This is a genomic window from Humibacter ginsenosidimutans (assembly GCF_007859675.1).
In the GTDB taxonomy this organism is placed as follows: domain Bacteria; phylum Actinomycetota; class Actinomycetes; order Actinomycetales; family Microbacteriaceae; genus Humibacter; species Humibacter ginsenosidimutans.
Genome location: NZ_CP042305.1, coordinates 976,126 through 999,810, shown reverse-complemented (window position 1 = coordinate 999,810; position 23,685 = coordinate 976,126). Strand labels below are relative to the sequence as shown.

General features: G+C 67.1%; 18 protein-coding genes and 1 pseudogene. 6 read left to right on the top strand and 13 right to left on the bottom strand.

Translation table 11 applies throughout. From position 1 onward, the window contains the following. The first annotated feature begins 150 nt into the window (after positions 1-150). The gene (gene mobF / locus FPZ11_RS04740) at positions 151-3,723 is read left to right on the top strand and encodes a MobF family relaxase (protein WP_246846642.1); all 3,573 of its coding nucleotides are present in this window, start codon (positions 151-153) and stop codon (positions 3,721-3,723) included. Between the two features lie 200 nt (positions 3,724-3,923). Here mobF and FPZ11_RS04735 read toward each other — a convergent pair whose 3' ends face one another. Continuing rightward, entirely contained in the window at positions 3,924-4,472 is a 549-nt protein-coding gene (locus FPZ11_RS04735; protein WP_146318817.1) for a hypothetical protein, read from the bottom strand. Positions 4,473-4,606: 134 nt separating this feature from the next. On the opposite strand from FPZ11_RS04735, the gene FPZ11_RS04730 reads away from it, so the two are divergent. The 3 genes from FPZ11_RS04730 (at position 4,607) to FPZ11_RS04720 (ending at position 9,985) form a co-directional block, all read left to right on the top strand. Then, positions 4,607-5,518, top strand: coding sequence for a hypothetical protein (locus FPZ11_RS04730; RefSeq protein ID WP_146318815.1), 912 nt, complete (start codon positions 4,607-4,609; stop codon positions 5,516-5,518). Positions 5,519-5,675: 157 nt separating this feature from the next. Then, a complete protein-coding gene (locus FPZ11_RS04725) occupies positions 5,676-9,014 on the top strand; it encodes an NACHT domain-containing protein (RefSeq protein ID WP_146318813.1) in 3,339 nt (1,112 codons plus the stop codon). Between the two features lie 509 nt (positions 9,015-9,523). Further along, on the top strand, positions 9,524-9,985 hold the full coding sequence (locus tag FPZ11_RS04720; RefSeq protein WP_146318811.1) for an anthrone oxygenase family protein: 462 nt from the start codon (positions 9,524-9,526) through the stop codon (positions 9,983-9,985). A 217-nt stretch (positions 9,986-10,202) separates the two neighbouring features. On the opposite strand, the pseudogene FPZ11_RS04715 reads toward FPZ11_RS04720, so the two are convergent. Continuing rightward, positions 10,203-10,865: pseudogene (locus tag FPZ11_RS04715) on the bottom strand (alpha/beta fold hydrolase); the annotation flags it as partial. Positions 10,866-11,131: 266 nt separating this feature from the next. On the opposite strand from FPZ11_RS04715, the gene FPZ11_RS04710 reads away from it, so the two are divergent. Together FPZ11_RS04710 and FPZ11_RS04705 are read left to right on the top strand one after the other, a co-directional pair. Beyond that, positions 11,132-11,830 (top strand): TetR/AcrR family transcriptional regulator, encoded by a 699-nt coding sequence (locus FPZ11_RS04710; RefSeq protein WP_146318807.1) that lies wholly within the window; start codon positions 11,132-11,134, stop codon positions 11,828-11,830. Positions 11,831-11,949: 119 nt separating this feature from the next. After that, positions 11,950-13,248: an alpha/beta hydrolase gene (locus FPZ11_RS04705; protein WP_246846529.1), complete on the top strand. Its 1,299-nt coding sequence runs from the start codon at positions 11,950-11,952 to the stop codon at positions 13,246-13,248. 15 nt (positions 13,249-13,263) lie between these two features. Here FPZ11_RS04705 and FPZ11_RS04700 read toward each other — a convergent pair whose 3' ends face one another. The 11 genes from FPZ11_RS04700 to FPZ11_RS04655 all read right to left on the bottom strand — a co-directional run bounded on the left by FPZ11_RS04700 (position 13,264) and on the right by FPZ11_RS04655 (position 23,624). After that, positions 13,264-13,782 (bottom strand): DUF3995 domain-containing protein, encoded by a 519-nt coding sequence (locus FPZ11_RS04700; RefSeq protein WP_210415953.1) that lies wholly within the window; start codon positions 13,780-13,782, stop codon positions 13,264-13,266. A gap of 33 nt (positions 13,783-13,815) precedes the next feature. Continuing rightward, positions 13,816-14,022, bottom strand: a complete 207-nt coding sequence (locus FPZ11_RS04695; protein ID WP_146318803.1) for a hypothetical protein — start codon at positions 14,020-14,022, stop codon at positions 13,816-13,818. Between the two features lie 68 nt (positions 14,023-14,090). After that, a complete protein-coding gene (locus FPZ11_RS04690) occupies positions 14,091-15,182 on the bottom strand; it encodes a phosphotriesterase family protein (protein ID WP_146318801.1) in 1,092 nt (363 codons plus the stop codon). A gap of 133 nt (positions 15,183-15,315) precedes the next feature. Then, a complete protein-coding gene (locus FPZ11_RS04685; protein WP_146318799.1) occupies positions 15,316-16,278 on the bottom strand; it encodes a phosphotriesterase family protein in 963 nt (320 codons plus the stop codon). A gap of 60 nt (positions 16,279-16,338) precedes the next feature. Then, positions 16,339-17,730 (bottom strand): MFS transporter, encoded by a 1,392-nt coding sequence (locus FPZ11_RS04680; protein WP_246846528.1) that lies wholly within the window; start codon positions 17,728-17,730, stop codon positions 16,339-16,341. Continuing rightward, the gene (locus FPZ11_RS04675; RefSeq protein ID WP_146318797.1) at positions 17,727-18,671 is read right to left on the bottom strand and encodes a polysaccharide deacetylase family protein; all 945 of its coding nucleotides are present in this window, start codon (positions 18,669-18,671) and stop codon (positions 17,727-17,729) included. Before FPZ11_RS04675 ends, FPZ11_RS04680 begins: the two co-directional genes overlap by 4 nt. 39 nt (positions 18,672-18,710) lie before the next feature. After that, the gene (locus FPZ11_RS04670) at positions 18,711-19,871 is read right to left on the bottom strand and encodes an ROK family transcriptional regulator (RefSeq protein ID WP_146318795.1); all 1,161 of its coding nucleotides are present in this window, start codon (positions 19,869-19,871) and stop codon (positions 18,711-18,713) included. Positions 19,872-19,995: 124 nt separating this feature from the next. Next, positions 19,996-20,592: a TetR/AcrR family transcriptional regulator gene (locus FPZ11_RS04665; RefSeq protein WP_146318793.1), complete on the bottom strand. Its 597-nt coding sequence runs from the start codon at positions 20,590-20,592 to the stop codon at positions 19,996-19,998. Between the two features lie 64 nt (positions 20,593-20,656). After that, complete coding sequence (locus tag FPZ11_RS04660; RefSeq protein ID WP_367889440.1) at positions 20,657-22,567, bottom strand: MDR family MFS transporter; 1,911 nt, start codon at positions 22,565-22,567, stop codon at positions 20,657-20,659. After that, complete coding sequence (locus tag FPZ11_RS20225) at positions 22,560-22,727, bottom strand: hypothetical protein (RefSeq protein WP_367889431.1); 168 nt, start codon at positions 22,725-22,727, stop codon at positions 22,560-22,562. The genes FPZ11_RS04660 and FPZ11_RS20225 overlap by 8 nt, the downstream gene beginning before the upstream one ends. Before the next feature lie 204 nt (positions 22,728-22,931). After that, on the bottom strand, positions 22,932-23,624 hold the full coding sequence (locus FPZ11_RS04655) for an NUDIX hydrolase (protein WP_146318791.1): 693 nt from the start codon (positions 23,622-23,624) through the stop codon (positions 22,932-22,934). Positions 23,625-23,685 lie beyond the last annotated feature (61 nt).

The window sequence follows — 23,685 nt, the reverse complement described above, 5'->3', positions numbered from 1 at the left end:
ACATCTGAAGCAGACGTGGAGTCCCTTGGCTCTACCCCTCTCTGAGCCCCCACACGTCTGGCACCGTCGGTGCGTCGTGGTGCGCTGGAGCGCACCTGGTCACTGAGGCGGCCCTCCCCGAGTTCGTTTCGGGAGGGGTTCGCGGTGGTGATGACTATTCGGGTGATGTCGTCCGGTCGCGGGTATGGGTACCTGCTCCAGTCGGTGGCCGCCGGCGACGGGGATCGCGACATGGGGACCCCGTTGACCCGGTACTACACCGAGTCCGGCTGCCCGCCCGGAGTGTGGCTCGGTGCTGGCCTTGCCAGCCTGGCGGCCGGGAGAGGTTTCGCGCTCGCGGTGGATGACACGGTGACCGAGGAGCAACTCGCTCGGCTACTCGGCGAGGGCGTCCACCCGGTGACTGGCGACAAGCTCGGGTTGCCGTACCCGCGACTGCAACCCCCGCGTGAACGCATTGCAGCGCGGGTTGCACGCCTGGATACGTCGCTGACTGGTGCGCAACGCGACGAAGCCATTGTTCGCATTCGTGAGGAGGAGTTGGCGAAGAAGGCGCGCACGGCGGTTGCGGGCTTCGATCTGACGTTCTCCCCGCCGAAGTCGCTCAGCACGGTGTGGGGCGTGACGGACGCCGGCACGCAAGCGCTGATCGCACAGGCGCATCATGCCGCGATGCGCGACACCATCGCCTTGCTGGAGGAACGAGTCGCCGCCACCAGGGCGGGGCACGGTGGGATCGCGATGATGCCCGTCACTGGGGTGATCGCGACGGCGTTCGATCATTACGACTCGCGGGCCGCGGACCCGCAACTGCACACGCACGTCGTGGTCTCGAACAAGGTGCAGGGTGTCGACGGGCGGTGGCGAAGTCTGGATTCGCGGCGCCTGCACAAGGCAGCGGTGGCGTTGTCGGAGTCATATAACGCCTTCCTCACCGACCACACCGCCCGGCTGCTCGGAGTGGCCTGGGTTCCGGTGGATCGCGGCAAGGACCGCAACACCGGTTGGGAGATCGACGGCGTACCGACCGCGCTTGCGGCCGCCTTCTCCCGCCGCACCACGGGCACCAGCGACGGCAGCCTGGACGGGATCGAGCAGGTGAAGAACCGGCTGATCGCCGAGTACGTCGCCGAGCATGGGCGGCAGCCCTCGGCCAGGACAATCACGAGATTGCGGCAGCAGGCAACGTTGGAGACCAGGCCGGGCAAGCAGCTGCATTCGCTGGCCGAGTTGACTACTGAATGGCGCAGGCGTGCAACGGTGGTGTTGGGTGAGGATGCGACGACCTGGGCGCGGCATCTTCTGGCACGCGGGTCGGGTGAGGCGCGGTTGCGTGCCGACGACTTGGGCCTGGAGCAGGTGCACGACATCGCGGCCGTCGCGTTGCTGGAAGTCGCGAACCGTCGCGCGACCTGGACTCGGTGGAACCTGCATGCCGAAGCGATGCGACAACTGATGGGAGTCCGCTTCGCCACCACAGACGACCGGACCGCTGTGCTCGATCGGATCGTGACCCGCACCGAGGATGCGTCTTTGCGGCTCACCCCGGACTACGACCGCCCAGTGCCCAACGACTACGTGCTGAAAGACGGGTCCAACCGGTTCCAGTCCAGTGACCAGCTGACCTACTCCGCCCAGGACATCGTCGACGCCGAGCAACGTCTCCTACACCACTCCGAGACAGCCGACGGACCCGCGTTGTCGGCACGGTTGATCGCACGACACGCCTCCCGCAAAATCAAGGGAGTCCGGCTCGCCCCAGACCAAGCGGCGGCGATCACCCAAATCGCCCGCTCCGGTCTCATCCTCGACGTGCTCGTCGGCCCAGCAGGTGCCGGGAAGACGACCGCGCTACGCGCCCTGCACCGGGCCTGGACCGCCGGGCACGGGCGGAACTCGGTGATCGGGCTCGCGCCGTCCGCGGCTGCCGCGGAAGTCCTCGGCGAGAGCTTGGGGGTGAAGGCGGAGAACACGGCGAAGTTCCTCTACGAGCACGGCAAGCACCGGTGGGACCTGCTGGCCGGGCAACTCGTTCTAGTGGACGAGGCGTCGCTGGCCGGAACGTTGGCCCTGGATCGGATCACCGCGCACGCCGCTCAGGTCGGGGCCAAGGTCGTTCTCGTCGGCGACTGGGCGCAACTGTCCGCGGTGGAGACCGGCGGGGCGTTCGGGATGCTCGTGCGTCACCGCCACTCGGCGCCCGAACTGACCGATGTGCGCCGGTTCGTCCACGACTGGGAGAAGACCGCCTCCCTCGCCCTGCGTCACGGCGACATCAACGTCCTCGACGTCTACCAAGAACACGGGCGCCTGCACGACGGGAACGCCGAGACGATGCTGGACACGCTCTACGCGGCGTGGCAGACAGACCGGGACGCGGGGCTGTCCACGCTGATGATCGCCGACAACGGGGACGCCGTCGCCGAACTGAACCAGCGCGCCCGCGTCGACCTGATCGGCGCCGGCATCGTCGAGGCCGAAGGCGCAGCATTGCACGACGGCACCACCGCGGGCGTCGGGGATCTGGTCGTCACCCGCCGCAACGATCGCCGACTGAGCACGGGACGATCGTGGGTAAAGAACGGCGACCACTGGCACGTCACCCACCGCCACGAGGACGGCTCACTGGCGGTGCGCCGATTCGGGAAAGGCAACCACCCCTACGGCAAGGCCCTCGTCCTGCCCGCCGCCTACGTACGGGAGGACCTGGAGCTCGGCTACGCGGCCACCGTCCACCGCGCGCAGGGCGCGACCGTCGACACCACCCATGCTCTCGTCGATCCGGAGAAGGCCGCCCGGGAACTGCTCTACGTCGCCCTCACCCGCGGACGCGAAGCCAACCACGCCTACGTCATCCAGCCCGACCCGCACGAGGTCGAAGCCCACCTGGACCAGCCCGAACCCAAGACCGTCGCCCAGCAGCTGGCACGGGTCCTCGCCCGCAGCGACGCCGACCTGTCTGCCACCGAGACGTTGAAGCTGGAAGTAGACCGGCACGCGTCCCTTTCGATGTTGCTCGCGGAATACGACGTTCTCGCTCGCGAAGCACAGGCTGTTCGGTGGGCGGCGCTGCTGGATGCCGCCCCGTTCCGCGACACCGTAGCCGACAACCTGTTCACCAGTCCGTACTATGACCGTCTCGAAGCCGCCCTCGCACGCCACGTCGCCGCCGGACACGACCCCGCCACGATCCTCACAGCCCTCGCCCCGTCCACTGTGTCGGGTGAGGACCTGGCCGACTCCGCCGCCCTGCTCGCTACGCGGATCGACCGGGCTACCGCAAAGCTCGGCCAGCGCCGCGCCGCCACGACACGCAGGGTCGCCGGACTCATCCCGATACCCGCCGGACCCATCCCGGACGACATGCGCGCCGCGCTGACCGAACGTCAGACCCTGATCGAGACCGCCGCGCGCAAGCTCCTGCAGATCGCGATCCACGCAAGGGAGAACTGGACCACACGCGTGGGCCCGCCTCCGACGAACCAGCGCGCCCGCCGGGTCTGGTCCGCCCACGCGGCGACGATCGCGCTGTATCGGTGGCGATATGACATTACGGGCCCTGCACCGCTTGGCAACCCCAAGGACATCACCAGCGCCCAGCAAGCCATCGAATACCGCACCGCGTCCGTTACGTTGCTCCGCGCTCGACAGATCGGGGCAGCGTCGGAGTCGAGGACCCCACACAGGCAAGTAGTGCAGGTCGAATATCGACGCCGCCTCTGAACGTCGACCGCGGGGTCGACGGTGGCATCCAGGTTCTGCTCGACGGCGCACGCATCGTTCCCCTGGATCAGCACGGTAGGCGGGCGTCGTGCCCGTCGCACCCTGTCGAGTCGGCTGGGAGGCGAGTGATTCTCAGTCGGGGCTTCTCCGCACCGATCCGTCCCGGGTCAGGGAGTCTGTGCCACACGAATACGGTCGAGTCAGTCTCTGGCCGTGCCCCCGGTCCCACGGCCGTTTCGGTTCACCAGAATTCCGAAGTTTGAAGCCAGTCGACTCCTCCTCGGTCGGTGTTGTCGCGCGAGTTGGCTGGTTAGCTGTTCCACGGCTAGAACGAGCTGCTCCGCCTGACGCTCGCTCTCCTCGTGAATATGCACCCGGATTGATAGTGCGGGTGCGCCGATTAGGAGAGCGCTGAACACAAGTGGGGGAGCGAGCCAGTGGTCCGGCCAGCCAGCTCCGGCGTACAGCGCGATGAAGAACGCGGCGGCCGCTGAGAGTGTCGAGCACATGATCTCGGATGTACGAGGGGTACGGCTCTTCCGATCAAGCCAGACGGTGAAGAGCGGCGCACCGATCAAGATGACCAGCAGGGCGAGCGGGAACAGTTCGGTGGAGAGGATCGCGACGCCGTCGCAGATCGCCTGCACCGCAAAGCATCCAACGGCCAGCGCGACGTTGGTCCACAGCGCCAACAATGAAAGCCTGTACAGGGGCGTGCGACCGAACGGCACGTTTTGAGTAGTCGTCATAACGGCCACGGTCACATGGCGAGCCAGGACGGACAAGACCGCGGTTTTCGCGAGGAGACGTTTCCGACCGTGCCGCAGATGGTGAGGTGCGGCTGCCCCAACGGCAGGATGGCCGACGCCTATAGCCTCAAATCATGACGGAATCAGAACCTGCGCCGGATCCGGTGCGCGTGATCGGCATAACCGTCCCAACGCTGTTCTCCGGGCGGGTTGAAGAGGCGAGTGCTCTCGACAATAGGGTGACCGAGACTGCCTTGACTTGGCAAGAACTCGGGGGAGAGGCGTCCTTCCAGGAGATGAGTGCGGTGGCGAACCGGGCCGAGCCTGGTCGCGTGTTCACGCTGTTCGGGCGCATCGCGTCCGCGGGCGAACAGTTGGGTATCGCTGGGACCGCTTACCGGGACGCGCGTGCGTGGGTGGCGCAACCCTCGTCCGATGACCGCATTGGCCTTCCGGCACGAGCGTTAGCGGAAATCTCGGGCTATTACGCGATCAGCACCGGACATGGCCTTGTGAACGTCGCGGCACGATTGCTCGCGCTTGAGACGCGCAGTCGCGCGATGCTGGCGAGGAGTCAGCCTCGAAGCAAGGGCTTTCCGCCGTTTGATGAACGATTTGACCACTGGCTTGCGTTCAACACGAGCTCGGTCAGCTCGCTGGAAGAAGCCGCGGAGCATCATATGGAAGCGAGGCAACTCGCGCATCTTCTCCGCACGCTCATCGATGACGAGCGATGGGCGAAGCTCGTTGATCGCCGGAACGTCGACTTCCATCGATGGCGACCACAATCCGTCCATGGTGGTGTCGCAACATCAAACCCCTGGACGGACCACGGCGACTACCAGTCCCTCACCGTGTATGACGGAGAGACGCATCAGCCGGACGATCACCGCGCTCTGATCGCTGAGGTCGGAGCAGCCCTCGAAGCGCTAGAGGCGACGATGCGAGCCTGGAACGAAATATTCCCCGCTGCCATGCACGGAGTGCGTACCTACGTGCTCGCGGAAGCGATGAGCGGCATCCAACTCGACCGAGACCGAGACTAGCCGCTAGTAAATAGTTCAGCGCACAACACAGTCACTGAACGTCCGAGATCGAGGTACGAGCTGGCCTTCCCCAGTTCTCAAAGAACTGCCGGCGCACACGTGCACGAACCAGATGACCGGTGGTGGGAACATAGAGAGGATCTGAAGAGGAGCGCTGTTGCCTGAGAGTCGCTACAAGTATCTCTACGAGCGGCTGGGCGACCATGACTTCCAACTGCTCGTCAATGCCCTGCTCACGGAACGGTTCACGGACTACGTTCCACTCCCACTGCGCCAGCCTGACGGCGGCCGGGACGGGATACAAACTGCCCCAGCGAATCGGCTCGTCTATCAGGTGAAGTGGTCGGTGCGCGGCCGCGAACGTGACCCCGTCAGCTGGCTCGACGCGACCGTCACCAAAGAGAAAGACAACATCACCCGGCTCGCTGCAGAAGGCGTCCGCAAGTATGTGATTGTCACCAATGTGCCCAGCACCGGGAAACTCGGTACTGGCACGTTTGACCGGCTCAACAAGAAGCTCGCAGCACACTCGGAAGAGTATGGACTCGAGATCACCGGGCTGTGGCGTGAGGCCATCGATGGAATGGTCGACAACGCCGACTCCGAGATCAAGTGGCAGTACGCCGACATGCTCGCCGGCTGGGACCTGATCCGCTACCTGCTTTCCGAACAGGCCGTCGCGCAACGAGACTCAGGACTGGGGGACCTGGTGCGCCGGGTCGCCGCCGCCCAGTGGAAGGACGACGAACGCATCAAGTTCAGCCAGGTTGAGCTGGACAGGGAGCACCTTTCGGACCTGTTTGTCGACGTCCCCGCGGATCGGATCCAGGTGCCCCGTCGCGCCCAGACGCTCGCCGGCGCTGCCACCCGGCTTGGCGGCGCCGCGACATATGTCACCGAGAGGTCGCCGTACCCGTTTACGCTGGTGCGCGGTGCTCCCGGGCAGGGGAAGTCCACCCTGAGCCAGTACGTCTGCCAGACTCACCGGGCGGCGTTCATGCCGGAAGGCACTCCCACGACGTCACTGCCTTACATCAAGGATCCACGGTTCCCTGTGCGCGCCGACCTGGCCGACTACGCAGCCTGGCTGCAGGGGTTCGACGTGTTTGACACCTCGGAATCCGCCAAGGTCAAGAAGGGCACGAAACGCGCGGGCACTCAGGCCTCGATCGAGCACTTCCTCGCCGACCTGATGACGCACCTGGGCGGCAGCCCGATCACACCGTCCGACGTCCAAGACCTCTTCGACCGGGTCCCGAGCCTCGTCGTGCTTGACGGCCTCGACGAGGTCGGCGGCACCTCGGCCCGAGGTCGCATTGTCCGTGAGATCGACCTGTTCTGTTCCCGCGGCACGTCATACGCGGTGGAACCGCGCGTGATCGTTACCTCACGGCCTAACTCTGCGGGATTGCCCGAACCCGACCGCGACGTGTTCGAGATCATCTCGCTCGGCCCACTTGAGCCAGCCCTGCGCGACGAGTACCTCCGCAAGTGGTGTCTGGTCCACAACGTCCCGATCAACGACAGCCGCACCCTGCGCCGGAACTTCAACGAGAAGACCCGTGAGCCCTACATTGGCGAACTCGCCGGCAACCCGATGCAGCTAACCATCCTGCTCTTCCTGCTCCGCCAGCACGGCGATGCGACGCCCAGCCAACGCACCGAGCTCTACGACGCCTACATGAGCATGCTCCTGGCGCGCGAGTCGAACAAGCATCCCGACTCCGTCCGCAAATACCGCTCCGAACTGATGGAAGTCGTGCCCTTTCTTGGCTGGTATATCCAATCCCGTGCCGAGGAGCAGGGCCACAGCGGCCGCATGACCTACGCCGAAGTCGAGGCCGCGATGAAACACTTCCAACGCACCTACGGCAAACCCGAGAGCGTTGTTGACGACCTGTTCCTGGCTGCCTCGGACCGGCTGTGGGCATTGACCAGCAAGGAAGAAGGGACGTTCGAGTTCGAAGTCCTCTCGCTCCGCGAATACTTCGCCGCCCGCTACCTCTACACCTACGCGGGGGAAGGTGACCAGCACTTCGACCGCACGCTCGTGTTGCGAGAACTCCTGCGGCGTCCCTACTGGCTGAACACGACACGGTTCTACGGTGGGAACGCCGCAGGCGCCGACATCTATGCGCTGCAAGCCGGCATCATGCACGAGCTCGCCGCGAACACGACAAAACAGGTCCGCGTGGCCGCATGGAGTCTCATCACCGACGGTGTCTTCAACAGCCGCCCTATAGAAGCCGCCCAGATCGTCGACGCGCTCACCGGCGACCTCAGCGGCCCCCTGCTGCTCGCCGCCCTCGATGGCAAAGAGATCACCGCGCTGCCTGAAACCAGCCACGCTTCAAGCGCATGGGACCGCATCACCAAGACCATCGCCGGTAACCCCGACGATCCCGGCAACCCCAGCCGGGTTCGCATCCTGCGCGAACTCCTCGGGCAGCCGAAACAATTCGCGGACTGGTGGACCGAACAACTCACTAAGCTCATCGGCACACCACACGAGATCGCCTGGCTCACTATCGGCGCGAGATGCGAGGCACTCGCTGGGGAGACCCGCACCATCCCCAGGCTCTCTGCCGAGGACGGCGAGCGTGCCCAACTGATCCTGAACACGGGCATCACCCCGCCCGAAGGAAGCACGCTGGAAGCACAGCTGCTTCGGGCGGTCCTCGACGGGCAGTGCTCCGAGACCACCTCCGTCCGATCCGTGCCGGCCCAGATCGCGGTCGCGCTCACACCTGCCGCCTTCTACTCGTTCGGCGTCGACTCCGCGACCCCGCAACCAAACGCGGCGTCACCGGATCGTCGATCACAAGCCATGCAACAACTCCGGAAGTCGAACTCGCCCTATGTTCCGATCGCGGCCCTGCGGCGCTTCCGCCAGGGCGAGAAGGGCTCCACGTTTCCCTGGTCCAACACGGCAACTGCCCTGCTGGAACGCGTGGGTCGCTGCTGGCTCGTCAGTGAGATCGCCATCATCGGTGCCGCGTCGCCCCTGCGCAACGGATACAAGCTGAAAACCGGGATGGAAGCACTCGGTTCCGACGGCCATCCGGCTGCACTCATCGCCCAGACCCGCGCGAACCGGGCGAACTCCGCATGGTGGGCGATGCGGCTCACAGCATGTGACGACGACCTCGCCCGAGCCGAGTGGGCACTCGCACTCTGGGCTGTCGCTGATGCTCAGGTGATCAACGAGCTCGACACAAGGATCGTCGAAGTCGTTGGTCAGCTTCCAGATGGGCTCCGGCGCGCGTGCCGCATCGCGGCTCGGCGTCTCGCTCAAGCCGGCTTCCTCGCTCACGGCCCCGTTAGCACCTCTCCGGACGATCCCTTGCATGACTGGGTCGGCCGACCGGACGGGGAAGACGAAATCATCTTGCAGCAAGCGAAGGCTGCCACGCGCGATACTCAGCCTGAACCCCTCGCTGTCGTTGCGCGCCGCAAGAAGTGGCTCAAAGTCGACCAGACCGCCACCTATCACTAGGGGGAGCGCGGCCCGATTTCGGCCACCTGTGGTCGAGAGGTCCGAACTGTCGCTGTCAGCGCGGCTATACCGCACGTCATCGTTGCACAAGCAGGCTATCGAGTCGTTTCTGACGACGTACGGCTACGCCCAGCCGTTTGAAACGAGCCCGGCGTCGGCCATCCTACTGAGGGTGACTTTTTGGATGCCTTTTTCCTCGCGAGGTCAGAAAATATCACGTAGTCACACGTGCTCGCGGTAGAGTTTGACCAACAGAATTCCCCAGAAATACGCGGAATTCCGACCAGCAGCACGGGACAAGCCGCGGGGTCGTAGCCAATCAGTTGTTCTTGGTTCGAGTCCAGGTACCCCAGCTTGATAAAACCTCCGTCTGATCGGGGGTTTTTCTTGTTTCTAGGCGCATCGCCCATTGCGGACCGAGCGGCCATCCCCCTCCGCAACCCTCCGCCGGCGTGCCGGTGAGCCGCCGTCGGATACCCTCGTTGCGCCGACAGTGAGGGGTCGCGAACATGAACATGGTCTGGCTCAACGTCGTCCAACTGGGGCTCGTCGGTCTGCTGGCGGGAGAGGAATTCATCGTCCGGTACGGAGTGCAGCCCGCTCTCCATCGTCTGCCGGATCCTGCTCACGTCGCGGCACGTATCGCCTTGGTCAAACGGCTCAAAGTCGTGGTGCCGAGCCTGATGCTTCCCGCGCTCATCGCCTCCGTCGCATTGACCGTGACAGCGGGCGGAACAACGGGTGTCGCCTGGCGCATCGCCGGCTCGGCTGCGTTCCTCGTGTTCCTCTGCTTCTCGCTCTTCGGAACCGTGCCCATCAACATCACGGTGAACGATTGGGATCCCGAGCATCCACCGCACGACTGGGCGCGTGTTGCACATCGCTGGGAGACGATCGACACGTATCGCTCGGCGGCCGCCATCGCGTCCTTCATCCTGTTCGCGATCTCCCTCGCCCTCCAGGCGAAGTGAGCAACTCATCGTCTTATGCAGTCCGGGGTTGGCGAGCAGCTCGGAACGCGGGCGTACCCGCCCGCGTTCCGTGTGGGGCCCGGGTTCAACGCGGCGCCGGCGTCTGGGCCGTCGTGAGCGATGCGATCTCGTCGATCACGTCGGGCCAGAGTGCACTCGGCAGGTCATGGGCCATCTCGGGAAAGATCCGCAGCCTCGCCCCCGGTATGGCGCGAGCGGTGGCGCGGCCTCCCTTGACGCCGATCACCGGATCCTTCTCGCCATGGATCACCAGTGTTGGAACGCGAACCCGCCCGAGCCGCTTGCGCCGATCGCCCGATGCGATCATCGCGACGCGCTGGCGACGATCGGCCTCGTCGTCGTCCGGGCAGCGCAGGTAGGACCTGCGGCCGATGTCGCGGATCAGCTGCTCGTCGAGCGGGTAGCCGCCGGCGCCCATGACGCGCTTCAGCGCCAGGGCGCGGTCGCCGGCGTCCTCGGCGTCCCGCACCGGCGTGCCGTCGAGTGTCTTGAGGGCGTTCATCACCGCCTTCGTCGGCATGGTGGCGATGCGCGCCGAGCAGGTCGACATCATCGAGGTGAGCGTCAGCACCCGCGATGGATGCCTGAGCGCGAGCTCCTGCGCGATCATGCCGCCGAGCGAGGAGCCCACGATGTGCGCGGCGGGCCAGCCGAGCGCATCCATGACCGCGACCGCGTCGTCGGCCATCTCGGCCAGACGATACGGCGCGGTCGCCGGGCGGAGCATGGCGGTGAACATGCTCGGCGTCGACGCGCCGTCCAGGTGCGTGGAGAGTCCCGTGTCGCGGTTGTCGAACCGGGCAACGTGGAACCCGCGTGCGACGAGTGCCTCGCAGAAGGCATCCGGCCAGATCAGCATCTGCACTCCGGTGCCGCTGATCAGCAGCAGGGGAGTCCCACTGCTGCCGAAGGTCTCGTATTCGAGGGCGATTCGTCCGTTGTGCGCCTGAGCCATGGGTGCCTCCTAAGCTAGAGTCTGAGATTCAGGGAATCACGATTCAGTGAATGCGGATTCGATGAATATAGATTCACTTAATAAGATCGCCATGTCAAGCGTGATCGTCGTCTCACACGCGTCGATCGTCCGATGACGGCGTGATCGCCGTGTCAGGGAGGGGAGACCGCATGTCCGTGGAGCCGGGCGGCGTTCGCGCGCAGAAAGCGCTGGAGACGGCGCAGGCACTCAAGGAGGCGGGGCGTCGTGTGTTCTCGCGCCGCGGCTTTCTCGACGCGAAGGTGGCCGACATCGCCGCTGAGGCAGGTCGGTCGGTCGGTTCGTTCTACAAGCACTTCACGGGCAAGGAGGAGCTGCTTCGCGCGCTGCTCGTGGAGTGGACCGAACAGGCCGGCCAGCATTTGCAGGATGATCCGGTCGGCGACGACCTGTCGGAGCCGGCTGCCCTCCGTGCGCGGGTTGCCGCATACGTGACCGTGTATCGCGAGCATCTGCCGGAGATCCGCGCGCTCGGGGAGGCGGCGATCACGGACCCGGCGTTCGCAGAGCAGGTCGCCGCGACGCGACATGAGCAACTGACGACCATGCGCGCCCTCCTCACCCGACTGCACGACCGCGGCTTCGAACTGGCCGGCGATCCTGCAGTCGTCGCCTCGGCGTTCAACGCTCTGCTCGAAGGATTCTGTTCGCTCTGGATCGGGGGAGGGGGCGAGCCGTTGGGTCGCACGCTGAGCGACGACGAGGCGATCGACACGCTGACGGCGATCCTGGCGAGCGGCATCGCCAGGCGGCCGGTCGACGTCGCCGACAAGGACGGTGCAGCCGAGAGCACCAGCGCGAAGGGCCCCGATCGCAGAAGGCGCGGCTGACGCGACCAGCCGGAATCGGTGGCCACTCCGGGTTTTCTCAGAAGCTGAGCGTGCTGTGTGAGCATTCTTGGGTTTTCGGATGTGGAGAATAGGCAGTCACCCATCATCGAAAGGGCACGATGCTGCACTGGCTGCTCACGATCCGAATCGACCACCTCAGCTTCCTCGTACCCCTTTACGCGATCGCGGCACTGCTTGCTGCCTACCTGCTGGTGCGCTCGCCCTGGCCGCTCGGCCTCGTGCGCACGGTCGTCGCCGGGCTCGTGGGTGCTGCGGCAGCTCTGTTCGCGTGCTGGTTGTTCGGCGACGTCTGGAACGTGTTCGGCATCGACCTGACGGCCACCACGCGCATGTGGGTGGCGCTCGCGTGCGCGGGGATCGGGCTCGCCGTGGCGAATCTCTGGGGGAGTCGCTGGTACCGGGTCGTGATCGCGTGCGTCTCCATCCCGGTCTTCCTGCTCGCAGGGGCGGCCGGTGTGAACATGGACTTCGGCGCCTTCCGCAACGTGAGCGAGGTGGTTCAGTCCACGCCGTACCGATCGATGCCGACGGCACGGCTGCACGGAACGGCAGGTGTGATGCCGCAGGGCCTGCTGGCGAGTTGGCGGGCGGATGCCCCGCTCCCCGCCCACGGCAAGATCGGCACCGTGCACATCCCGGCCACGGCATCCCACTTTCGGGCGCGTGACGCGGTGATCTACCTGCCGCCCGCCGCGCTCGTTCCCAATGCACCCAAACTTCCCGTGATCGTGGCATTCCCCGGCCAGCCAGGGACCCCCGCGTACATGTTCACGTCGGGGCGGATGGGCGCTATCCTCGATGCCTACGCCGCGCAGCACCACGGGCTCGCCCCGATCGTCGTGGCACCGGACCAGCTCGGGGAGCCCGACCGCAACCCGATGTGCGTCGACTCGCCGATCGGCAACTCCGCCACGTATCTCACGGTGGATGTCCCGAACTGGATCCGCTCGCACCTGAATGTGGCGAACACCCCGGACGCCTGGGCGATCATCGGGTACTCGCAGGGTGGAACGTGCTCGATCCAGCTCGGCGGCGGGCATCCCGAGCTGTTCCGCACCATCGTCGACATCTCGGGCGAGCTCGTGCCCACGATCGGCGCCGACACGGTGGCCAGGGGATTCGGCGGCTCGACCGCCGCCTACGACGCAGCGAAGCCGTTGAGCATTCTTGCCGCGCACACGCCGTACCACGACACCACCGCGATCTTCGCCGCGGGAGCCGAGGACACGAAGTATTCGGGATTCGCGCGCGCCGTGTTCGGTGCGGCGACCAAGGCCGGTATGACCACGAAGCTGATCATCTCTCCGGGCACGGCCCACGACTGGCACACCGTGCTCTACGTCTTCCATCGAACGCTGCCCGACCTCGCGAGCAGGCTGCTCGGATCGAAAGCCTGATCGGGAACGGGTCGGTCAAGGACGGGTCGACGCCACGGCGGAGGGCCGAGTGCGGACCAGGCACACCAGGAACGCGACACCCCAGAGCAGGAACCACGGGTCCCACACGAAGGCGTGCCACGCGAGTGCGAGGCGGTCGACCGAGGGAGGCGTCCCGAGCATCCCCGTGAAGGCGATCAGTTCGCTGCCGGTCAGCACCGCACCGTAGGCGATGAGGATGGATGCGGCGATCCAGCTCAGCAGGCGCGGCACGCGCGTCCGCGTCCACGCGGGCGAGATTCGTGGAAGGTCGGCGATGGCCGGGGCGGCCACGCCCACGCCGACCTTCAGCAGCACGATCAGCCACAGTGCGAATCGAACGCCAGGCCCGCCATGGCGACCCCATTCCGCGATCGCACCCCCGATGGTGTTCAGGAGCGCCGTGCCTCCCGCCGCCCAGTAGGCACTCAGCGCTGCACTGGCGAGACCGAGGGCGGCGGCGACCACGGCCGCGACCGTCACCGTCGGCGAGTCGGTGTTCTGGGAGCGGGACACGGCATCCATCGGCGAACGCGCGGGCCGCGGCTGCTAGCGTGCCCCGGTCGGCGACGTCGTGACAGGGTGGCCGAAGAGAGCGCCGCACTCGTGGCATCCGTAACGGTGCTCCAACTCCGGGTCCACGACGCAACCCAACCAGAACACGCGTTCGTCGTCGGCATCCTTCGCGAGCGGCATGCCGAAGGCGGTGCGCGCGATGCGTTCGGACCCGCATTCAGGGCATCGACGTGTTCGCATGTCGAGCAGCGTGCCAGGTGCCACCGACACTCTTCGGCTCCGCTCGTGCGTGATCGGGTTGCGGTCCGTCAGTCTCCCGGCGCCGCGAACGCGAGCGCCCTGGCGGGGTTGTCGACCATGATCTGCCGCAGCGCGTCATCCGGGACCCCCGCGTCGGAGAGCGCCGGCAGAAAGTGCCGGGTGATGTAGTCGTAGCCGTGGCCTCCGTAGCGCTTCAGCTGGATCTTCTGGCAGATGTCGTGGCCGAGCAACAGTTGGTCGGCATACCCGCGCTTCACGAGCTCCGCGATGCCCGCGACGACGCGGTGGTCGCTGCCCAGCACGAGGTGCCCCCACGGGCTGCCGGGCGAGGCGACGAAGTCGAACTCGACGAAGACTCCGCGGGCGAGTACGCGCTCGGCGAGGCCGATGTCGGTGGCGAGTCCGCCCGAGTGGCCCATCACGATGTTGTCGTCGGGCACGCCCTCCTCGGTGCAGAGGTCGAGCACGCGCAGCTTCTCCTCGCCCTGGCCGCCGTGGTGGAACGACATGGGTGCCCCGGTGATCCGGCTGGCACGGGCGGCGGCGCGCACACTGCGCCATTCGGCATCCACCAGCGGTGCGTTCTCCGCGGCGATCTCGCCGATGATGCCGGTGCGGATGTCCGTGGCGTCCACCCCCACGACGACGTCGCGAGCGATGCCGGCGGCGAGTTCGTCGTCGGTGCGCTCCGCGAAATCGCGCGGGTGGAACGTGGTGGTGTAGAAGCCGCCGCCCATCACCACGTGCAGGCCGGTGCGTCGGGACAGCTCGAGCAACGCCCGCGGGTCGCGGCCGATGCCGGCGACCGTCACGTCGACGACGGCTCCGCCGCCGAGACGCGCGAAGGCCTCCACTTCTTCGGTCACGAGGTCGAGGTCGTCGATCACGTCGTTGTCGGCGTTCGGGCTTCCATTGCGTACCTCGGCCAGGTTGGCGAGGGTGAGCGGCTCGGCGGTGGTGGGGGCGCCTTCGCCCGGACGCAGCGCGTCCACTGGGCGGCGCAGGTCGACGACGAGGTGTTCGTGCATGAGGGTCTCGCCGAGCACGGACGGGTCGACGGCACCCCGCACCGTGAGGGCCTTGCCGCGGAGATCGGGCACAGGACCGAGGTCGTCGATCACGGCGGTGTTGTCGGTCATGCCTGTTCTCCCGTCAGGAACCGGCGAGCGTTGTCGACGGTGATCGTGTGCAGTGTCTCGGCGTCGATGCCGTTCCAACCGAGGTAGGGGCCGTAGGTGCCGAAGAACGCGTAGCCTCCGCCGCCGAAGGCCGTCAGATCGATGCGCTCGGCGACGCCGGGGAGAGCAGCACCTGGTGGCCGTGCTCGGGCAGCAGCGCGGTGAGGGCGGCGACGAGGTCGCCGTCGTCCCAGGTGGTGTAGACGCTGGTCTGGCGACCGAGGCGGTCGAACAGCACGAACACGCCTCGGCGGGCGAGCGCGAGCAGGCTGTCGTGGCTCGCTGCGACTGTGCCGCACCCTGTGACGGCGATGCGGTTCGCAGACGCGCCCGCGCCGAGAAGCGTGGTCAGCACAGCATCGATGCGGTCGACGCCGGGGTGGGTGACGATCACCGGGGCGCCGGTGCGAGCAGAAGCCCGCGCCGAGGCCACGAGAACGGCTCGGTCGGCGGCATCCTCGGGGTCGAGCACGCCCAGCCGGCCGATGACGCCGGCACGGATGCCGTCGGTGCCGTGCGTGAGGTCGGCCACGATCTCGTCGGCGAGGGCCGTGGCATCCGTGGCTCCTGCTTCGCCGCGATAGCGGCCGGAACCCATCACGATCGCCACTCCGGTGCGCTCGGCGAGCCCGGCGAGGCCGCGCGGAGAGCGCCCGAGGTCGCGAGGTGTGGCGTCGACCACCAGGGATCCGCCCGCTGCACCGAAGAGCGAGAGCTCGGATGCCGCGAGCTCGGCATCGGCCAAGGACCGGTTCTCGAGGTTGGGGGCGCCAAGGGTGATGTCACCGAGTCGGTCGATGGTGAGCGGGGCATGCAGGAGGGAGTCGCCGAACGCGGCGGCTGCTCGGATGCGGTCGACGGTCGAGGGGTCGGTGCCGTCGACGTGGGAGAGATTCGCGAGCACATGCTCCGACGGCAGGATCGTGGCGAGCGACTCTGCCTTCACCTGGCCGAGCACGGTCATGATGCTCGCGTCGGCCCGGGTAGGGTCGGGACGCGTGGCGTCGGGGGACTCGGCACCGACCGGATCGGCGTGCGGTGATGCGGATGTCGTCATGCGGCCCTCCCGAGGCGTCGTTGCGCGGTGAGGGACAGTCTACATATGTAGACACATGGTTCAGACTGCGGACGGCTCCTCTTCCGAGGTCTCATCTCCCAACGAGTCGTCGTTCGCGCGAGGCACGGGAACGTCTCGTTCCCTGAGCGGATAGAACCAGAAGCTCACGAACGCCAGGGCCGCGCCGATCGCGGGGAACACCGCCATGAGCAGACGCACGCCCGTCACCACCGAGGAGGGCTCGGTGTGCAGGGACGCGTCGTATCCGGATGCCGTGAGCACCGCGGCGACGACGATCGCCTGCACGATGACCGAGCCCTTCACGACGAACCCGTTGACGCCGTAATAGGTGCCCTCACGTCGCAGCCCGGTGCGTCGCTCGTCGTCGTCGATGATCTGCGAGAGTGCGACCTCGAGCAGCTGCAGGATGCCTGCCACGCCGATCCCGAGGGCCAGCCCCACGGCCACCGCGCCCGGAAGGCTCGACGGCAGCAGATAGGCGAGAGAGGCGACCGTGTACGCGGCCATCGACCAGAGCAGTGCGGTACGCGGCGACGTGCGACGCACCACCCATGACCACCCGGCAAGAGCGGGAAGGGCGGCGGCGAAGATCGCGGCGAGCACGGCCGTGTCCGCGACGTCCTGCTGCCCGAGCCCGTACTTCACGTAGAACGGTACGGTTGCCAGAACGATCGACGTCGACGACTGCACGAGCAGAGACCCGATCACATAGGTGAGGAACGCGCGATTGGCGAGGGTGTATCTCAGCTGATCGCGCCAGCCGAGGGCGGGAGCCGTGGCGGCGACCTCTGACGGCACGCGCTCGATCATGCCCGTGAACGACCAGAGGTACAGGCCGAGGCAGACGACGCCGAGGCCGATGCCCATGCCGGCCCATCCGATCGTGCCGTAGAGCAGCGGTGCACCCGCCGTGCCGAGGATCATGCCGATCAGGCCGAAGATCTGTCGGGGCGTGTTGCCCTTGGCGCGCTCACCCGTCGTACGGAAGATCTCGGGGAAGAGTGCCGAGATGTTCAGCACGACGGCGACGCCTGCCGCGTCGTAGACCGCGACGACCGCCAGGAACCACACGAGCGCACCGACCGGGGGAAGCGATGGAGGCATCCAGATCAAGGCGAATGCGACGACGAGCGGCCCCGTTCCGATCACGATCCACGGCACACGGCGCCCCCACCGAGTTCGAGCGCGATCGGAGACGGCACCGAGCGCGGGGTTGAGCACGGCGCTGAGGATGCCATGCGCGACCATCGCCCCCGCCACCCACGCGGCAGGCACGCCGAGGTGCTCGACGTAGAAGTAGACGACGAAGGCCGCGAAGGTCTGCGCCATCAACTGGATGGGGAACGAGGATGCTCCGAACGCGAGCGTGATGCGACGGCTCGGCGCCCCGGTCAGCCGTCGGTCGCGCCATGCGCTGAGCGCCCCGCTCACCGCGTGACCGCCTCGGCGCGCTGCAGGTCGCGCAGGCTGCGCCAGCCGATACGCACGATGCCCTCTTCGGCGAGCACGTCGTCGATCATCGGATCGTCGAGCAGCCTCAACTCGTAGCCGCGCTTGCGCGCTCCGAAGTCGACGGTTCGGGCGAGCTCGTCACCGTCGAGCATGGGATGCAGGTAGAACTCGGTCACGCCGGCGCCGACGGCACGAAGCAGGTCGATGAACCCATCGCGCACGTGCTCGTACGCCTCTTCGTCTGCCGTGCCCTCGCCCGCGAGGACGAAGGGGTGCGTCCACAACCGGTCGGGCAGCACCACACCCAGTGCGTCCGCCGCCCGGACGGCACCGTCGAGCACAGCCTGGAATTCCGGTGCCAGGCCCATGCCTTCGATGGTGCGTGGAAGCCGGAACGGCAGACCGTGGCTGGCCGCCAGGCCGAACGACTCTGCGAGAAGGTCGCGCCCGGTCTCCAGGCCGTACACGGAGCCCATGTGGTTGTCGAGATGCGTCACGTCCGCGCCGGCGGCGAGAGCCGTCTCGAGCTGGGCATCGAACTCCGCAGCCACGTCGGCGCCGCGCGCGGTGCGCTCGACCGTCGCGACGTCGGCGGGAAAGAAGCCGTCGGCATCGACCAGGCTGCTGGCGGTGCCGGTCAGCGGCCGCCACCGGTACCTGGTCCACTCACTGGTGAGCACCAGGTGCACGCCCACGTCGAACCCGTTGTTCGCTGCGGCGAACGCGAGCGCCTCCGGTGACCACGAGCACGGAACCATGACGGTCGTCGAGTCGATGCGGCCGCGTGCCAGCAGCCCGCTGATGGCCGTGTTCGCGGGCGCGCACATTCCGAAGTCGTCGGCGTTGATGATGATCGCGCGCGTGCCATCGGGATGCCCGAGCCTGGTGACCAGGTCGGAGGGTGCGAGGGAGGGTGTCATGTTCGGTGCCTTTCAGCTGATCCAGTAGGCGACGTTCGTTCAGGACGCCGGAGGGGCGAGTGCCGGATCCGGGATGCCGGCCACCGCCTCGAACGTGATCCGCGTGAGGTCGTCGCGCAGCTGTGCGGCGGCGCCTCTGAACGTTCCTTCCGCGCCGAGGCGTGAGGCTTCGAAGGCCAGCGGCAGCGCCGACAGCGACTCGGCGGCGACGCGGCGCACGGCGTCGAGCACGACGGGATGCGCGGCGTCGCCGCCCAGCACGACGCGCGCCGGCTCCACGACGAGCGTGATGGACGCCGCGATGAGCGCGAGTCTGCGTGCGATCTCGGCGACCAGCCGTGCTGCTGCGGGATCGCCAGCAGCCGCGGCATCGAGGTGGCTGCGGAGGGCTGCCGTGGGGTCGCATCCTTCGGTCCGCGCGAGTCGAGTGATCGTGCGGTCACCGAGGGACTCGGCTCCGAGATCGACGCCCGGCAACGGAAGGTACGCGATCTCCCCGGCGCCGCCGGCGGCACCGCGCCGCAGCTTCCCGTCGAGAATGAGGGCGGATCCCAGGCCGTGCTGGAGCGAGAGCAGCACGAAGTCGTCTGCACTGGCTTGTGACTCGTCGCATTCGGCCAGCGCGGCGAGGTTCACGTCGTTCTCCAACGTGACTGGGCAGCCGAACGACTCGGCCAAAGTGTCGTGCAGCCGTGTGCCGCCCACCGCATAGCCCGGCACACTCCTGACCGTGCGGCGGTCGGCCCCCACGATGCCGCCGACACCGACGACGATCGCGGCGGGTTTCGCGGGGGTCCCGGCCGGCGCATCGGCAAGGCACTGTGCGGCAGCACGTGCCAGATCGGAGGCATCGGGATGCCCGTCGAGCGCCGTGCTCGCGAGAGTGGCGCCGCTGAGATCGATCAGCTCGATGCGCGCCGTCGTCGCACCCACGTGCATGGCGATGCCGACCGCAGCACTGCTGCGCAGGACGTAGGTGGTCGCGGCGGGCCCACGGCGGTCACGATCCACACCCGCCTCGCGCACGACTCCGGCGTGCTGGAGGGCGCGCAGTGTCTGGGTCACCGCCGTGTGCGAGAGACCGGTCGCGGAGACGAGTTCGGGTCGCGCGAGCGCGCCGCGTGTTTCGAGCAGCTGGAGGATCGCTCGCGCGTTGATCGCGCGCAGCAGTCCCTGCGGCCCGGCCAGCACTTCGCCCATCGCCCACCCCTTCGTTGCGATGGGGTGAGTATGTCACAAAGTTTGATACTTAAGAAACAGCCTCGGTCAGTCCGGGAGGCCAGCCGTCGAGAGCGCCCAGGACCAGCGGCACCGCGCCGCGGCTCTACTTCGGCGGCACCATTTTCACGGTGCGAACGCCCGCGATGCGGTCGACGGCCTCTTTCAACCGGTCGACGGCCGGCGCGTCGTTCTGAGACTGATCGTGAACGACGAGTCCGAAGGCCGCCATCACGAGGGTGACGGCGAGCAGCGCGGTCTCGCGCGAGCCGGAGCGTTCCTCGGCAAGCTGCACGAACTGCTCGCGCACGCCGGACATCCACTGGCTGAACGCCGGCATCAGCTCGGGCCTGCGATGAATGACCTCTTTCAGGCGGATGCGATCGAGCCGCTCATCCGCCGGCTCGCCGACGAGCTCGCAGAGCGCGGGCACGAGGTCCCCGGTCGCCTGGCGGAACTGGGCGATGGTCTCCGGCGAGATCGCCGTCTCAGGCAGGCCGAGCGCGGCGGCGCCCTTCGAGGGGTAGTAGTTGAAGAAGGTGCGCTGAGAGACGTCGGCCCGCTGGCAGATCTGCTCGATGGTGGTGCCGTCGAGACCGTTCTCGTCGACGAGCTCGAGCGCCGACTCGTGGATCGCCCGCCGTGTGTGCTGCTTCTTGCGCTCGCGCAGATTGTCGCCGACGGGCGGTTGGGCGATGGTCATGATGTTCCCATTGTCTCGCAGGGGCGCCGGGGACGGCCGGAGTTCGGCCGCCCCCGGCGTGCCGTCAGGCCTCCTGGAGCCGGATCGATCCGGTCTCACTCATGCCTGCGGCATCCGCCTGCTCCTGCAGCGCCGACGTCTTGCGCAGCGGCGGCACCTTGAAGAACCAGGTCAGGATGAACGCGAGCAGGATGACGCCGAAGCCCACCCAGTACACGGTCACGACGGCCTGCGTGAAGCCGACCATGAACGGCTTGCTCAGTCGGCTGTCCGCCCCGTTCAAGAACGAGGTGTCGCTCGTCGAGTCGCTCGCGGAAGACGACTTCGTGTCGTTCTTCTTCAGCTCCTTCTCGAGCGTTGGCGTGAGCTGGTTCACCCAGTGGGAGCGCTGGTTCGCGTTCGACCAGTCCACCTGCACGCGGCCGTCGGTGACGGTGCCGTACGCCTTCTTCGCGACGGCACCGAGTGCCGCCTCCTCGGCGGCGGGAGTCGCTGCCGCGACCTGCTGCTGGATGACATCGGGGGCAGCGGCCTCGGGGATGACGCCTGCGGCGACCTGGGCGTCGACCGCCGCCGTCACCTTCTCGGTCACGGCCTTCTCCGCCGCCGCCTTCGCAGCGCTGGATGCTCCGTCGAGCTCCTTCTGGATGTTCGACTTGATCGGCGTGACGATCGGGTTCCACAGCTGCTTCATGATCGCCTTGTTCTCCGACGCCGCCGCGACCTGCGGGTCGAGCGCTGCGTTCAACGCAGAGGTGAGCGTCGGCTTGTCGGCCGTGGCGTGCACGATGTTCGCCGGAAGTACCGAGAACAGCACGGAGAGCATGATCGCCGTGCCGAGCGTTCCGCCGATCTGGCGGAAGAAGGTGGCGGCGCTGCTCGCGACCCCCATGTCCTGCGGCTTGACCGAGTTCTGGCTCGCGAGCACGAGCGACTGCATCAGCTGGCCGAGGCCGAGGCCGATCACGAACGTGCCGAGCATGAGGAACCAGAGAGGGCTGTCGTACTTCAGGAACGTCATGATCAAGAAGCCCACCGCCGTGAACAGCGTGCCCGTGACCGGGAAGATGCGGTACCGACCGGTGCGTGCGACGAGCTGGCCGGAACCGAGGGACGCGATCATGAGGCCGATCACCATCGGGATCATGGCGAAGCCGGACGCGGTCGGCGACAGACCGGTGACGATCTGCAGGTAGAGCGGGATCGTCATCATGGCACCGAACATGCCGAACCCGACGAGCACGCCGATGATCGTGGCCATCGAGAACGTGCCGGAGCGGAAGAGCTTCAGCGGAATGATCGCGTCATCCTTCATCAGGCCCTCGATGATGATGAAGCTGAGGATGCCGACGGCTCCGATCACGAAGCATGAGATCGAACCGGCCGAGGTCCAGCCCCATTCGCGACCCTGTTCCGCCACCAGCAGCAGCGGCACGAGGGCGACGATGACGGAGGTGGCACCCCACCAGTCGATGCGCGGCTTCTTCTTCGCGCTGACCTTCGGCAGGTGCAGGAACGTGATCACCATCAGGAGAGCGACGATGCCGATCGGCACGTTGATGAGGAACACCCAGCGCCATCCGGTGATCCAGAGGATCTGGTTGGCACCGGCGAAGATGCCGCCGACGAGCGGTCCGATCACCGAGGAGATGCCGAAGACGGCGAAGAAGTACCCCTGGTATTTGGCGCGTTCGCGCGGGGCGAGGATGTCGCCCATGATGGCCAGCGGAAGCGCCATCATGGCGCCGGCGCCGATGCCCTGGAAGGCGCGGAACGCCGCGAGCATCAGCATCGACGTCGAGAACGACGACAAGAGCGAGCCCAGAACGAACACGACGATGCCGAAGATGAACAACGGGCGGCGTCCGAAGATGTCGGAGAGCTTGCCGTAGATCGGCACGGAGATGGTCGACGTGATGAGGTAGGCGGTGGTCACCCAGGCCTGCTGGTCGAGGCCGTGCAGATCGTCACCGATGGTGCGGATCGCCGTGCCGACGATCGTCTGGTCGAGCGAGGAGAGGGAACATCCCGGCCATCAGGCCGTAGATGACGAGGAGGATCTGCCGATGCGTCATGATCGGCTTCGACCCGGGTGCAGACCCTTGGGTCTGCACGGGAGCGGTTGCGGTGGACATGCCAGCCCTTCGAAGTGACGTGCGTGTGGGGATGTGCATGGCACTCGACACCGTACGTCGGCGCCGAGCGCCGACGTTGGCGGGCAATTTCTTGCAGGCGCTGCAATGTTACGCGCATCGTGCACATTGTGCAAAATTGCGAGGATGCAAGGTTGCAGAACCTGCACGGATGAGCAGCCACGTCGTCGCGACCGCCCGGTTCGATCAGGCCGGGATGTCCCGGCGACGGGAGGCGTCCCAGTCCAGCGTCCAGCCGACGGCGTCGAACAGGCGGTCGAGCACGATCCCGGTGAAGCCCCACACGATGGTGCCGTCCACGTCGAACGCGGGGCTCGCGAAGTCGCGACCGCCTCGATGGATCACCGCCGTGAATCGCGTGGCCGGGTCGAGCAGCTGCGCCACCGGCACCTGCCACACCCTGCTGGTCTCGGCCCGATCCATCGCGCGGAGCGGAACGGGGGACGCCCACCACCCGATCACGGGCGTCACGCTGTGATTGCTCACCGGCAGCGGCACCGGCGCGAGCTCCGCCAGCACCTCGACCGTGCTCGGATCGAGACCCGTCTCCTCGGATGCCTCGCGCAGCGCCGTCTGCACGGCGTCCGCGTCGCCGGGCTCGCGTCGTCCGCCGGGGAAGGACACCTGCCCTGCGTGCTCCCGTAACGTGCTGGCGCGCAGCTGGAGGAGCACGCTGAGATCGGGCGCGCTCGCCGCGACGTCCGACGCCGACGAGCCGAACAGGATGAGCACCGACGCCGGCCGCGCCGTGCCGCGAACGACCCGCAGCTCGGGCGGGACAAGCGGCTGACGCACGGCCGACAACGCACGCAGCTGGGCGATGGCATCGACCGCCGACGTACCGGAATGCGAAGCCGGCCCGGTCTGCGGATCAGTCATGTGTCACTCCCGACGCGCTGTGTCGTCACCCAGCTTGTCAGCCGAGACGCCTGCGTGCGCG